Below are 13,392 nucleotides of genomic sequence, written 5' to 3'. Positions count from 1 at the left end.
GGCCCGCTGTCGCTACTCGGCATGCTCCGCCGACCAAGCCCGTGACAGCATCGCCCCTCAGGCCCCGGCGACCACCGCGACGAGATCGAAGTAATGCTCGCGAGCCCAGAACACCGGCGGCAGCAGGACCCGCTCCAGAATGCGCCACTCGGGAAAGAAATAGGGAATCACGAGCAGCAGCAGAAACAGCAGCGGCAAGCCGAAGGGCCGCAGGCGCGCGTAAGCCCTGGCGGCATCGCGCGGCAGGGCGCCCTCGACGATATGCGACCCGTCGAAGGGCGGGATCGGCAGCAGGTTGAACAGGGCCAGAAAGATGTTGATGAGGATGAAGTAGTTGAAGCCCAGCGCCGCGAATTGCTCGCCCGGGCCGAACTCACCACCGGTAAAGCGGATCAGCAGCCCCAGCAGCACCGCGCCCACGGCCGCGAGGATCAGGTTCGTGCCCGGCCCGGCGGCGGCCACGGCCATCATGCCCACGCGCCGGTTGCGCAGCCGCCGGAAGTTGACCGGCACCGGCTTTGCCCAGCCGAAGATCGGCGAGCCCACCATGGCGAGGAATCCCGGCAGCACCACCGTCCCGATGGGATCGACATGGCGCAGCGGGTTGAGGCTGAGCCGCCGCTGTTCGCGCGCGGTGGGATCGCCCAGGGCCAGCGCAGTCCAGCCATGGGCCACTTCGTGAAACACGATTGCGATGACAAGGCAGGGGATGAGCGCTGCGGCCTGCAGCAGGGTGTCTTCCATGCCCCGTCATCTAGGGAAGGCACCGCCCGGCCGCAATCACATTCAGACCGGGTAGCCCAGCTCTGTCAGGGGAAGATCGCGCAGCGCCATCAGGCGGTGGTTGCTTTCCGGATAGTGCTCGGCGACGCGCTGCCGCAGCCGGGCCGAGAGGCGCGCGGGGCGGCCGTTGATCACCGGCACCCGGCCGATCAGCCACTTCACGCCGTGGCGCAGCCCCTGTCCGCCCGGCAGATCCACGATCCGGTCCTTGTTGACGACCGACTGGCGTGTAAACAGGTTCACCGCGCGCATCGCCGTCAGCCCGGCGGCGCCGAGCGAGCGGTTCGTCCGCGTCCCCTCCGGCGGCATCGCTTCGAACGAGAGCCCGAGATCGCGTTGCATCCGCGAGATCAGCGCTTGCCGGTCACGCAACCATTCATAGGGATAGACGTGCACGCGATCCGCCCCGAACAGCGCATCGTAATGCGCGACGAGGCGATCGTATTCGAAGTGCTCGAATTCGAACGCCGGCGCCTTCCACGGGCGTGTCAGCGCGCCTCGCACCATTCGGGCGGTCTCGAAGTATCGCCGCTGCCCCCATGTGCCGCCGCCTGAAACATACTGCGCATAAGTCGCCCGGCAGATGTCGAACTGGTTGCGAATGAGTATGACGATCCGTGCATCTGGCAGCACAGCCTTGATCCGCCTCGCCACTTCCGGGGCCAGAAACCCGTGCAGGCCGCCGTTGTGCAGATAGCCAGAGAGGTTCTCCTCGCTCAGCAGCACCGGCCGGTTGCGCCCTTCCAGCGACAGCGCATGGCGCGCGCGATCCGGACAGAAATGCATCCCACAGGGGGCCAGAAATGCCTCCTGCACCGTCTTCCTTGAAAGGAAATCGTGGCTGCTCGCCAAGGGAAATATCTGCTTCTGCAGCCACGTCGTGGCGGTCTTGTGATAGCCAAGATGGACGATCGCGTTCGGCATGTTCGACCCGTGTTTCCCCCGGTTCTCGATACCGGGGGTTTTCGAGGACCGTTGTTGAGCGAGAACTTCACGTATTGGCGAGTGGTATTTCGATTCTCTGCGACAGCCCGCCCCTCATCTGCGGCGGAGCCGCAGACGGGCCGGTGGATAAGGTGCCTCCGGGGCCCGTGCCCGATACCACGGGCAGCTCTCCCCGCTTGAATGAGCGCGGCGGAAGTTCTCTAAGACAATCGGCGCCTGCCGTTGGGAGTTTGGGGATGAGAAAGCTGATCGCCATGTTCACCGTCTTCGGACTGGCGGCCATCGTTGCAGCCTATGTGGGGCACGCACCGGTCGCGAATGACGCGCCGGACACGCTGAACGGCCTGTTCTTGCCGCTGGACGCCGCAGCCGTGGGGCTAACGGGCATCGCCGGGCGCGATGCCGCCGTCCTGACACTGCTCGGCGCGGGGCTGGTTCTGGGAATGCTCGTCGGCCTGTTTTCGACCGAGAGGGCCGACGCGGACGAGGTCGACCTGGGGCCGGGTCCGGTCTGGCATCCCGAACCGCATTCCCAGGACGATCGCATCGCCCGGTTGCGCCGCCGCGCCGGCGCGGAAGTTGTGGAGCGGCCGACCGGCCATCCCGCCTTCGCCGAACCAGACGCCCCGGAATCCGCACCGGCCGATGCCGGCGGTCTGCCGCCCGGTCCGGTCGTACTCGCCCGCAAGTCGCGAACCGGGGATGGCGACTGGACGAACAGTGCCAGCTGGCTGGGTGGACTGCCCCGCCTGGCGGGGGCCGATTGGCCCCGCGACGCCCAGGGGCGCCCCCTGCCTTTCGCCGCGCAGATCGACCTTGCCGAACTCGCCCGGACCTGCCCGCTAAACCCGCTGCCGCACAACGGCTCGCTGGCCTTCTTCCTCGGCACCGGTGCCGTGCTTTCCGTCCCGCCCGGCGATCATGAATTTACCGACCCGCCGGACGGCCTGCTCCCGGCCTACGAGGAAGGCGGCGCCCCGCTGCCCGTCGTGCCGACGCGCCTCAGCCGGTATCTGTTTCCGTTCTGGCCGGTGGAGCCGGTCGCACTGACGCTTTCCAAGGACGCCCCCGATGACGATGTCGACCCGGCGGCGGCCCAAGGCGCCATCGCCCGGATAGTCCGCGAGCGCTTCGGCGAACCGGTGGCCTCGCTGGCTGAGGCCGGCGATGAAACCTTGTGGTGGTACGGCGTCTTCCATCTTGCCGACCAGTTGCATGAGGCTCTGGACAGCGCGGACCGGATTGTCGCGGCGGATGCACCGCTCGATGACCAGACCGGGCAGGAAGCCGCCGCCCTTTCGGCCATGGTGGAGGCGATGGACGGCTTCATCTCCAACCGCGATCCCTGGGAACCGCTCACGGCCGAAGAACGCGATCTCGTCGTCGAAATTCTCGACGAGATCAATCGCCGGCACGGCAGGCTGGTGCGGCATGTCCTGCCCGATTCGCTGGCCCCGCTCCGGGCGATCTGCATCAGGGCGATGGCCTCCGGCGCTCCGGAAGCCTTCGCGGCCCTGCCCGACGAGGTGCGGGCCAGGATCGCGCGCGGTCGCCGTGTGCCGCCCGGACGCCAGCACCAGATGTTGGGCCCTGATGACGGCCGGCACGACGGCGATTTGCTCCTGCTTCAGCTCGCCAGCGATGATCTGATGGAGTGGCGCTGGGGAGGCGGCGGGGTCTTCCGCTTCCGCATCGGACGGCCGGAGGCCGCCGCAGGCGACTGGGCCTGCGCCCGATTGACGTTCGAAGGCGCCTGACGCGACTTCAGGCGCGCGCCTCGCGCAGCAGTATCTCCGACAGCGCTTCGGGCCGCGTGTTCATCACCTGGTGCCCCGCGTCGATGCGGGTGATGCGGCGGGCATGAAGCCTGTCCGCGAAGCGCTCCTGCCATTCGGCCGGCAAGGCCTGATCGCGCAGCGCGACGACATAGCTCGACGGAATGGAACGCAAGTGGTCATAGCGCCAGTCGCTGTAACTGTAGGCACTGGCGGGCCAGCCATCCTTGCCCAGTTTCGCGAGGAATGCGTCCGCTTCCGCATCGTCCATGTCGTTGCAGAACATGACGCGATAGCGCTCTTCCATCGAACCGTCCTCGGTGAAGGGGTATCCGACTTCCTCGACATTGCTGCCGCGCGGTCCATGGCCCATCTGGTCGAGCGTGGTGAGCCCGGCGAGCGGCGCGGAACAGGTCACGTAGACCAGCCGGGAAATGAGCCCGGACGGCGCCATCTCGGTCATCTGCGGCATGGTCATGCCCGCCTGCGAGTGCCCCACCAGCACGACGCCGGACAGACCCTCGCTCTCGATATCGTCGATCAGTTCCTGGGTGATGTCTTCAAAGTCGTATTCGGACGTATCGAGGCCGCGCTTGGCACCGCAGCCCGGCGCATCGAGCGCGAGGCAGGTCGCCTCACCACCCGACTGGCGGTCGATCGCGGCGATCAGTTCTTTCCAGACCCAGCCGCCTTGTCCCCCGCCATGCAGGAATACGAATGGAACCACGTGCTGCCTCCGCTCAATACTGCCGATCCGGAGTGTCTCGCGGACCAGCGTCCGCCACGCAACCCGAATTCGAGAGATCGGCCTTGCGATGAGGCGTGCAAACCGGCCGGGCCGCCGCCTTATTCGAGGTCGCGCCGGACGCGCGGATCGGAAAGCAGCGCGTCGATGCGGCTGGCTTCGTCGAAGCTCTCGTCCGCCCGGAAACGGATCTTCGCGGCGAACTTGAGCCTGAGCCGCTGGGCGACCTCGCGCTGGAAATAGGCGGTGTGGGTGCGCAGCGCCTTGAGCACCTCGTCCTCGTCCTGGCCGAGCAACGGCTTCACGTAGACCGTCGCCTGCCGCAAGTCCGGCGTCATGCGCACTTCGGTGACCGAGACCGAATGCCCCGTCAGCGTGTCATCGTGGACCTGCTGGCGGGTGAGGATCTCGGAAATGACGTGACGCACCTGTTCGCCCACCTTGAGCAGGCGGACGGAGTGCTGTTCGGGAGTGGTTTGCTGGCGTGCCATCGCGTATCCCTGATTTCAGGCCATCTTCGCCAGAATGCGGGCGAGCGAACGCACATTGCGCGCGGTGCCGCGACATCCCAGCCGCCGTTCGATGAATGCGGAGGTGAGCTTGCTGCCGCCCGCGCCATCGACGTAATCGATATAGAGCGCCCTTTCCCCCAGCGCGAGCGTTTCGGCGCCGCGACCGGCATGATCGGCCAGTAGTTTTTCGAAGCTGCCGTCTGGAGGCTGGCATTCGAGGAAAAGGGTATGAACCTGATTGTCCGCGCCGATCCCGGTAAAGGGGTTGTCCTCCACCGCGCTGCGCACTTCCTCCCGGCTGCGCACCGCCACGAAGCTGTCGATATCGAAGCGATCGCGCATCATGTGGGCGAAGAGGTCTTCCAGCCCCTCGGTCGGGCGGTCATCATAATCGAACAGCACGTTGCCGCTGGCGATCACCGTCTCGACGTTCTCGAACTCCTCGCGCTCGAAGGCATAGCGCAAGTCCGCCATCGACAGCCGGTTGCCGCCGACGTTTATGGAGCCGAAGAATGCTGCGTAGCGGGTCATCTTGAAAATTCTATCGTTTTCCGGTATTAGGCGAATACTGCAGTTGATGTTTTTACACCACTGCCTGAGCCCGGGTGTTCCAGCGCCCGGGCTCGCTCATTATCGGAGGCCGGTGTTCCAGCACCAGCCTCCTCACTGGCTACTTGCGATTCAACTCGATGAGTTTGACCACCAGTTGCAGCAGGGCGACCAAAAAGGTCGCCGCGCCGATCACCAGAATTACTGCAGTCTCGATGTTCACATGGATCACCGCCTTTCGGTCGCTGGTTGCGACCCGAAAGGCATAGGTAATCCGGACGGACATCCCGGTTAAATTCCGTTCACATGCGCCCCGGCTCGCCTGACTCCTACGGATGCGGAAAAGGCGGTGTACCGGGCATCGACAGGCTTGCGCCCCATACGCCCTACCTTGGCTTGCCTTACCCGACCGTACGCTCGCGATGGCTCACCTCGAAGACTTCAAGGTGGTCGCCCGGCTTGATGTCGTTGGTATCGGCCAGCACGACGCCGCATTCCAGGCCCGCGCGCACTTCGTCCACGTCGTCCTTGAAGCGGCGCAGTGAGGCGATCGTCGTTGCCGAAACGATGACGTCGTTGCGGGTGAGACGCGCGCTGAGGCCCTTGCGGATGAAGCCTTCGAGGACCAGCAGACCGGCAGCCTTGTCCTTCTTGCCCGCAGGGAACACCTGCTTGACCTCGGCGCGGCCGACGACGGTCTCGACGCGCTCCGGCCCCCAGATGCCCGCCATCTGCTTGGCGACTTCGTCTGTCAGTTCGTAGATGACGTCGTAGTACATCATCGGCGTCTTGGTCTTCTCGATCTGCTCGCGCGCCTTGGCGTTCGGGCGGACGTTGAAGCCGACGATCGGCGCGCCGCTGGCCGAGGCCAGGGTCACGTCGGTCTCGGTGATGGCGCCGACGCCCGAATGCAGGACGCGCACCTTGATCTCGTCGTTCGAGAGCGCGTGGAGCGCATTGTTGATGGCCTCGACCGAACCCTGCACGTCCGCCTTGATGACGATCGGGTACTCGATGACGTTCGCCTTTGCGGCAAGTGCCGAGAACATCGTGTCGAGGCTGGCCGGAGCCGTCGCGGTGCGCTTGGCGGTCGCCTGCTCCTGACGGTAGGCGGCAACCTCGCGGGCACGCTGCTCGCTTTCCACCACGGTGAGGGTGTCCCCCGCCATCGGCACGCCGCCCAGGCCCAGGACCTCGACCGGCATGGCCGGGCCGGCTTCCTTGAGTTGCCGTCCCTTGTCGTCGAGCATGGCACGAACGCGGCCGCTCTCGGTACCGACGACGAAGATGTCGCCGGTGCGCAGCGTGCCGCGGTTGACCAGCACGGTCGCCAGCGGCCCCTTGCCCTTGTCGAGCTTGGCCTCGATCACGGTTGCCTCGGCATAACGGTCCGGGTTGGCCTTGAGTTCGAGCAGTTCGGACTGCAGCAGGATCTTGTCGATCAACTCGTCGAGGCCCTTGCCTGTCTTGGCCGAGACTTCCACGTCCTGCACATCGCCCGACATTCCCTCGACGACGATCTCGTGCTCGAGCAGGCGCTCCCGCACCTTCTGCGGGTTGGCGTCTTCCTTGTCGCACTTGTTGATCGCGACGATCATCGGCACGCCGGCGGCCTTGGTGTGATTGATGGCCTCCACGGTCTGCGGCATGATGCCGTCGTCGGCCGCCACCACCAGGATGACGATGTCGGTGACGTTGGCGCCGCGCATGCGCATCTGCGTGAAGGCGGCGTGGCCCGGCGTATCGAGGAAGGTGACCTTGTCACCGCCCTTGGTCTTGATCTGGTAGGCGCCCATGTGCTGGGTTATGCCGCCCGCCTCGCCGCGTACCACATCGGTGCCGCGCAGCGCGTCGAGCAGGCTGGTCTTGCCATGATCGACGTGGCCCATGATGGTCACGACCGGCGGACGCGGCTTCAGCGATTCCTCGATATCGACATCGCTCGTGGTGTCGATATCGACGTCGCTTTCCGAAACGCGCTCGATATTGTGGCCGAATTCGGTCACGAGCAGCTCGGCGGTGTCCTGGTCGATCGTCTGGTTGACGGTGACCATCATGCCCATGTTGAACATCGCCTTCACCAGGTCGGCGCCCTTCTCGGCCATGCGGTTGGCGAGTTCCTGCACGGTGATCGCCTCGGGCACGATGACATCGCGCACCTGCTTCTCACGCTGCTGCTGCTTGCCGGAGAAATGCGCGCGGCGCTCCTTCTCGCGGGCGCGCTTGAGCGCGGCGAGCGAACGGGCGCGGGCGCCCTCATCCTCGTTGAGCGCGCGGGTGACAGTGAGCTTGCCGGACTGGCGGCGATCGCCGCCCTTGCGCTCGGCACCGCGTGCGGGAGCACTCTTCTTGGCCCCTGCCGCGCCCTTGGGCGCACCGCCGGCGCCGCCGGCCGGAGCCGCATCGGGCTTGCGCGCGACCGTTTCGGGACGCTTGACCGGCGTGAAACGGCGCGGAGCGGGAGCCGGAGCCGCCTCTGGCTGGGCTTCGGCGCTGGCCTCGGCGGCAGGCGCTTCCTCGGGTTTCGCAGCCTCGGCCTCAGCTGCGGGTTCGCCCGCCGGAGCGGCCTGGGCAGCCTCCTCGTCCGACTCGCGGGGCTTGGCGGCCTCTTCCTCGGCGCGGCGATTATCCTCGGCGCGGCGCTTCTCGTCCTCGATGGCGCGCAGCTTCTCTTCCTGCTCGCGGCGGTTGGCTTCCTCCAGCGCCGTGAGGCGGGCACCCTCGGCCTCGCGCAGCAGACGGGCCTGCATCTCCTGGCGGGTCTCGCCCGCGGGGGCAGCGGCCTGCTTCTTCGGCGCGGGCTTGGGCGCGGGCGCCGGCGCGGGCGTCTCCGCCTTGGGCTCGGGGGCAGCCTCGCCGGCTCCGGGCTTGCCGATCAGTTTGCGGCGCTTCACCTCGACCACGACCTTGTTGGTGCGGCCGTGGCTGAAGGTCTGCTTGACCTCACCCGCTTCCACCGAGCGCTTAAGCCCAAGCGGCTTGCGGCCCAGGGTCGGTTTGTTGTCGGTCTCGCTCATAAGTCTCGTTATGCCCTTCAATCTCAAATCGTCGTTGCAGGCGCGGCGCGAGCCTGCCCGTTATCATCATAAATGCCGGCCGCGTGGCTGTCGGCCTGTCCCCGGAAATGCAGGAGACGTTTCAGCAGCGAAACGACTCGCATCGCCGCTCCACGATCGGTCAGCGCCAGGTGAACGACGTTGTCGCGGCCCAATGCCACAGACAGCGTATCCCGGTCCAGTGGCAAGCGCGTGCCCTGCAGCCCGCTTCCTTCCGCCTCGCTCCCGACGCGCCAGGCCTGGTCCAGCTTGCGCGAGCCATCCTCGCTCGCGTCCGCCGCGTGGGCGAGCCAAGTGACGCGGCCCTCGCGCGCGTTCTGCGCGATGCGGTCCGACCCCATCAGCAGCTTGCCAGATTTCAGCTCCAGACCCAACCGTTCGGTGAACGCGCGGATCAGCGCCTGTTCGATCCTGTCGGCCAGATCGTCGGGGATGGAAAGCGGCGCGCCCTTGAACGCGCGCGCGAGCGCACCTTTTAATTTGCCCTTGGCGAGCGCTTTTTCAAGATCCGCGCGCGCGGCGCCCAGCCAAGCGCCGCGCCCGGGGGCGCGCGCATGGACGTCGGGCAGCACCAGCCCGTCCGGCGAAATCGCCAGACGCACCAATGCGTCCCGCCCAGCCTTCTCGCCGGAGAGAATGCAGGTTCTCTCCGGGCTGGCGCCATCGATGTCGGAGCTTACGCGCTCATTGTGAGGATTCCGCATCGGCGGCCTCCTCAGTGTTGGCTTCCGGTTCGTCTTCGAACCAGTGGGCGCGAGCGGCCATGATGATCTCGTTGCCCTGCTCTTCGGTCAGCCCGTACTCGCCGAGCACACCGCCCTTGTCCTCGTCCCGCGCGCGGCGGTTGACCGAACCGTCGCGGCGGCGCTGTTCGGAGCGCTTCTTGGCGATGAGTTCGTCGGTGGCAAGATCGGCCAGGTCGTCGAGCGTCTTGATGCCCGCCTTGCCCAGCGTGACCAGCATGGCCTCGTTCAGGTGCGGGATCTCGGCCAGCGCGTCCTCGACGCCGAGCGAACGGCGCTCCTCGCGGCTCGCCTCCTCGCGGCGCTCCAGCGCTTCCTGGGCACGGCTCTGCAGCTCCTCGGCGAGTTCCTCGTCGAAGCCCTCGATGCCGGCCAGCTCGTTGATGTCGATGTAGGCGACTTCCTCCATCTCGCTGAAGCCTTCGGCGACCAGCAGCTGCGACAGCGTCTCGTCGACGTCGAGTTCTTCCTCGAACATCTTGGAGCGCTCCTGGAATTCCTTCTGGCGCTTCTCGCTCGATTCCTGCTCGGTCATGATGTCGATCTGCGAGCCGGTGAGCTGCGAGGCGAGTCGCACGTTCTGGCCGCGGCGGCCGATCGCCAGCGAAAGCTGGTCATCGGGCACGACGACTTCGATGCGGCTCTCTTCCTCGTCGATGACGACGCGGGAAACGGTCGCGGGCTGGAGCGCGTTGACGACGAAAGTCGCCGTATCCTCGCTCCAGGGGATGATGTCGATCTTCTCGCCCTGCAGCTCCTGGACGACGGCCTGGACGCGGCTGCCCTTCATGCCGACGCAGGCGCCGACCGGGTCGATCGAGTGGTCATGGCTGATCACGCCGATCTTGGCGCGGCTGCCCGGATCGCGGGCGGCAGCCTTGATCTCGATGATGCTGTCGTAGATCTCGGGCACTTCCTGCGCGAAGAGCTTCTTCATGAAGTCGGGATGCGCGCGGGACAGGAAGATCTGCGGTCCGCGGTTCTGGCGCTCGACACGCAGGACGATGGCGCGCACGCGCTCACCGACGCGAGCCGCCTCGCGCGGGATCTGCTGGTCGCGGCGAATCACGCCCTCGGCGCGGCCGAGGTTGACGATGACGTGGCCGAATTCGACCGACTTGATGACCCCGGTGATGACCTCGCCCACGCGGTCCTTGAATTCCTCGAACTGGCGCTCGCGCTCGGCGTCGCGGACTTTCTGGAAGATCACCTGTTTGGCCGACTGCGCATCAATGCGCCCAAGGTCCACCGGAGGCAGCGGGTCGACGATGAAGTCACCGATCTGCGAGCCGGGCTGGAGCTTCTCCGCCTGCTTCTGGTCGACCTGCTTGAAGTAGTCCTCGACCTCCTCGACCACTTCGACGACGCGCCACAGGCGCAGGTCGCCGGTGCGCGGGTCGAGCTTGGCGCGGATGTCGTTCTCAGCCCCGTAGCGATTGCGGGCCGACTTCTGGATGGCCTCTTCCATCGCCTCGATGACGATCGACTTGTCGATCATCTTCTCGGTGGCGACGGCATTCGCGATCGCAAGCAGCTCGGCGCGGTTGGCGGAAATCGCACTGCCCATTGTCAGTCTTCCTGTTCCTCGAGAATCTCGTCGGCGCCGCTCGTATCGAGCGGACGGGTTGCGGCTATCAGCTTGTCAGTAAGGACCAGCCTTGCTGAATGAACGTCGGCCAGCGCAAAGCTCACCCGGCCGGATTTCCTGTCTTCGAACTGCACGGTTTCGCCGTCGAGACCCAGCAGTTCGCCATGGAGCGTCTTGCGGTTGCCTTCGACGGGCGCGGTCAGGCCGATCTTCGCCTCGTGTCCGGCCCAGTTGACGAAGTCCTTGGGGCGGGTGAGCGGTCGGTCGATCCCCGGCGAGCTGACCTCAAGGCGATAGGCCTCGTCGATCAGCGCTTCACCGGCTTCCTCCAGCGCGTCGATGCGGTCGGAGATACGGTGCGAAAGCTTCACGCAGTCATCGAGCACGAGCTGACCGGTCTTCGGATTCTCGGCCATGATCTGCAGCGCATGCTCATCGTCGCCGACTTCCGAACGGCCCAGCAGCTTCACGCGCACGAGATCGAAACCGAGGGCCGTGACCTCCGGTTCGATGACTTCGGTAATGCGCGCGATATCGGCCAAACACAGCTCCGCTGATAAATACATTGCCATTGATGCAACGCGGTTCCGCGCCGGCCCCTTCCGGCGCCAGCCCGAACGTTGTTTCACCAATGTCGGGATTTGGCGCAGATAGGCGCATTGCCTGAAAAAGGCAAGGCCCTCGTTCGGGCGAATGTCGCCTCGTGGGGATTTTTACCGAGAGCCGTCGGAAAATGAAGCACGGCCTGCCGTGCCGGACGCTGACCGTTCCCGACACGACAGGCCGCCACTCCCCCATGGAGCCCTTATTCGTTCCCGCGCCGCCTAGGCGGCCGAACGTTTGCCCGTGCCGGGCATGAACCCGGCCTGGCGCATGCTGACCACCGACCGGCCGCCGACGATCAGATGGTCGTAAAACTCGACTTCCAGCGCGCCCGCCAGCGCGGCAAGGCGGCGCGTCGCGGCAAGATCGGCCGCGCTCGGCCGGGGGTCGCCCGAGGGATGGTTATGGACCAGGACGAAACCCGCGGCATCCGCCTCGAAGACCCGCTGCAACAGGGGCCGGTAGCGCCCGCGCACCGACACCGCATCGCCCTCCAGGCCGATCGTGCGCTCCATCAGCATCCCGCTCCCGTCATAGAGGAGTTCGACCATCGCCTCGCGGCCGAGCCCGCCAATCTCCTTCACGAGCGCCTCGAGAAGCCCTGCGGATGGCGGCCGTATGCTGCACGAGCCCGGGACCAGTCCTGCCAGGAGGGGTCGGCTCCATGACGCTTCAGCCGCATCATGTGCAGAATCGTCCCCAGCAGCAGCGCGATGAGCACCAGGAAGGTCGGGGCTCCGCGCATCAACGCGTAGACGAAGGGCGGCACGCCGATATCTGCCCAGCGCGCGAAGTGCGCGCTCAGACTCAGCAATTGAAGCGAAGCTGCCCATATCGGCCAGATTCTCCGGGCTTGAACGGCCAGAATTCCGAAACCGACGGCGCCGACCGCATCGGTGATCAGCGATGCCGGATCCACACTCACGAACTCGCTCGGGTCGAACAGGATGGCGATCCACTGGACCACTGCCATCACGACGATGACGAGAGCGCCCAGACGCTCGGGCACACCGCCCTTCCATGCCGCCAGTGCGAGAGAAAGGGGCAGCAGCAGGAAAAAGGCCAGTCTTTCGGTCTCTCCCAACACCACCCCCGTCAGTTCTTACGCAACCGCGCGTTCCACATCGTCACCGTCAAGCATCGCATGCTTCGGACATTGGTAGGGAATGTCCATGCGAACGGCCAGCTTCGAGAGATCGGAATGTGCGCGAACCAGTTCGGAGCGCGCCTCCATCAGGCTCTTGTGCATGTTGGCAACCCGTGTGAGGGGGCGCTGACCTTCATGCGCCTCGTTTTCCGTCGCCACCCGGGCGCGCGCCACTTCCGCGAGCAGTTCGCCGGACAAGGCGATAAGCTCGTCCATGCCATCCTCGACAGACCTGATGCTGCGGGAAATCCGCATTCCTGCAATTTCGGGGTTCATTGTCTTCGCCTCCCACTGCGCCATGCGCATCTTCGGATCGGAGGCATGCCTCGTTGCGGCAGGAAGGATCAAATCAGCCTTCCCAGAGCGTCGGCAATCGCGAGCGAGGACGCGAGCGTCATCGCCATGATCATCGCCAGGACAAGAATGGCCACCAGCCGCCCCGTCCTTCCGAACTTTGCATCAAATGCCTCCAGGCCTGACGGACGTGACACCCTTTCATCTAGCCAGTCCGGGTGCGAGGCCATGAGCCCGGCATCGGAAAGGACGAAGACCGGGTCGACCGGCAGGTCCTGATCCGTTGCTTCCTCTTCATCGCCGGGATCGTCGACAGGTGAAATTCCACATGTGGTTTTGCCACATGCCTCCAGGAGTTCCGCATACTTGCGCGCGGTGTCCTTGCGATTGGTCGTCCCCCACTTCTCGCGCACGGCGGAAATCCGTTGATCCACCGTGTTGGGGGCAATGTCGAGCTGGTAGGCGATTTCCTTGGTGGTGCGGTGCATCACCAGCAGGTCGAGCACTTCGACCTGCTTTGGCGTCAGGCTGTCAAGCAGCGTCTTGGCTTCCGCTTCGTTGAACACCGAAAGAACGACTCGCCCCATCAGTTCAGTCCTGCGCGCGCGACTATATCAGTCGAACCACATAGCCGAACCAGTACTAACTTTGG

15 protein-coding genes are annotated in these 13,392 nt (G+C 65.7%); 1 reads left to right on the top strand and 14 read right to left on the bottom strand.

What is annotated here, in order from left to right; genetic code table 11:
- Positions 1-57: 57 nt before the first annotated feature.
- Together IEX32_RS07160 and IEX32_RS07155 are read right to left on the bottom strand one after the other, a co-directional pair.
- A complete protein-coding gene (locus IEX32_RS07160; RefSeq protein WP_188769931.1) occupies positions 58-744 on the bottom strand; it encodes a site-2 protease family protein in 687 nt (228 codons plus the stop codon).
- A gap of 42 nt (positions 745-786) precedes the next feature.
- Positions 787-1,707 carry a sulfotransferase family protein gene (locus tag IEX32_RS07155; RefSeq protein WP_188769930.1) on the bottom strand — a complete coding sequence of 307 codons (921 nt, stop codon included), beginning with the start codon at positions 1,705-1,707 and terminating at the stop codon, positions 787-789.
- Positions 1,708-1,964: 257 nt separating this feature from the next.
- Between IEX32_RS07155 and IEX32_RS07150 the strand changes: the two genes are divergently transcribed.
- Positions 1,965-3,485 (top strand): DUF1963 domain-containing protein, encoded by a 1,521-nt coding sequence (locus IEX32_RS07150; RefSeq protein WP_188769928.1) that lies wholly within the window; start codon positions 1,965-1,967, stop codon positions 3,483-3,485.
- A gap of 7 nt (positions 3,486-3,492) precedes the next feature.
- On the opposite strand, the gene IEX32_RS07145 is transcribed toward IEX32_RS07150, so the two are convergent.
- The 12 genes from IEX32_RS07145 to IEX32_RS07090 all read right to left on the bottom strand — a co-directional run bounded on the left by IEX32_RS07145 (position 3,493) and on the right by IEX32_RS07090 (position 13,327).
- Entirely contained in the window at positions 3,493-4,230 is a 738-nt protein-coding gene (locus tag IEX32_RS07145; RefSeq protein WP_188769926.1) for an alpha/beta fold hydrolase, read from the bottom strand.
- Between the two features lie 119 nt (positions 4,231-4,349).
- Positions 4,350-4,739, bottom strand: a complete 390-nt coding sequence (gene rbfA / locus IEX32_RS07140; RefSeq protein ID WP_188769924.1) for a 30S ribosome-binding factor RbfA — start codon at positions 4,737-4,739, stop codon at positions 4,350-4,352.
- A 15-nt stretch (positions 4,740-4,754) separates the two neighbouring features.
- Positions 4,755-5,291 (bottom strand): DUF1697 domain-containing protein, encoded by a 537-nt coding sequence (locus IEX32_RS07135; protein WP_188769922.1) that lies wholly within the window; start codon positions 5,289-5,291, stop codon positions 4,755-4,757.
- A 139-nt stretch (positions 5,292-5,430) separates the two neighbouring features.
- Complete coding sequence (locus tag IEX32_RS07130) at positions 5,431-5,595, bottom strand: hypothetical protein (protein ID WP_188769920.1); 165 nt, start codon at positions 5,593-5,595, stop codon at positions 5,431-5,433.
- Between the two features lie 115 nt (positions 5,596-5,710).
- Positions 5,711-8,326 carry a translation initiation factor IF-2 gene (infB, locus tag IEX32_RS07125; protein WP_188769918.1) on the bottom strand — a complete coding sequence of 872 codons (2,616 nt, stop codon included), beginning with the start codon at positions 8,324-8,326 and terminating at the stop codon, positions 5,711-5,713.
- Between the two features lie 23 nt (positions 8,327-8,349).
- Positions 8,350-9,069, bottom strand: a complete 720-nt coding sequence (locus tag IEX32_RS07120) for a DUF448 domain-containing protein (RefSeq protein WP_188769916.1) — start codon at positions 9,067-9,069, stop codon at positions 8,350-8,352.
- Positions 9,050-10,675 (bottom strand): transcription termination factor NusA, encoded by a 1,626-nt coding sequence (gene nusA, locus IEX32_RS07115; RefSeq protein ID WP_188769914.1) that lies wholly within the window; start codon positions 10,673-10,675, stop codon positions 9,050-9,052. The genes IEX32_RS07120 and nusA overlap by 20 nt, the downstream gene beginning before the upstream one ends.
- A 2-nt stretch (positions 10,676-10,677) precedes the next feature.
- On the bottom strand, positions 10,678-11,238 hold the full coding sequence (gene rimP, locus IEX32_RS07110; protein WP_188769912.1) for a ribosome maturation protein RimP: 561 nt from the start codon (positions 11,236-11,238) through the stop codon (positions 10,678-10,680).
- A 282-nt stretch (positions 11,239-11,520) separates the two neighbouring features.
- Positions 11,521-11,883, bottom strand: a complete 363-nt coding sequence (locus tag IEX32_RS07105) for a JAB domain-containing protein (protein ID WP_229736228.1) — start codon at positions 11,881-11,883, stop codon at positions 11,521-11,523.
- Positions 11,880-12,383: a hypothetical protein gene (locus tag IEX32_RS07100; RefSeq protein ID WP_188770112.1), complete on the bottom strand. Its 504-nt coding sequence runs from the start codon at positions 12,381-12,383 to the stop codon at positions 11,880-11,882. Before IEX32_RS07100 ends, IEX32_RS07105 begins: the two co-directional genes overlap by 4 nt.
- An 18-nt stretch (positions 12,384-12,401) precedes the next feature.
- Positions 12,402-12,722 carry a hypothetical protein gene (locus IEX32_RS07095; protein WP_229736227.1) on the bottom strand — a complete coding sequence of 107 codons (321 nt, stop codon included), beginning with the start codon at positions 12,720-12,722 and terminating at the stop codon, positions 12,402-12,404.
- Positions 12,723-12,790: 68 nt separating this feature from the next.
- A complete protein-coding gene (locus IEX32_RS07090) occupies positions 12,791-13,327 on the bottom strand; it encodes a helix-turn-helix domain-containing protein (RefSeq protein WP_229736226.1) in 537 nt (178 codons plus the stop codon).
- Between the last annotated feature and the right edge of the window lie 65 nt (positions 13,328-13,392).

Origin of the sequence: Novosphingobium endophyticum (genome assembly GCF_014640675.1) — a bacterium.
In the GTDB taxonomy this organism is placed as follows: Bacteria; Pseudomonadota; Alphaproteobacteria; order Sphingomonadales; family Sphingomonadaceae; genus Novosphingobium; species Novosphingobium endophyticum.
Note: the sequence above shows the minus strand (reverse complement) of the source record. Positions and strands in the feature narration are given on the sequence as shown.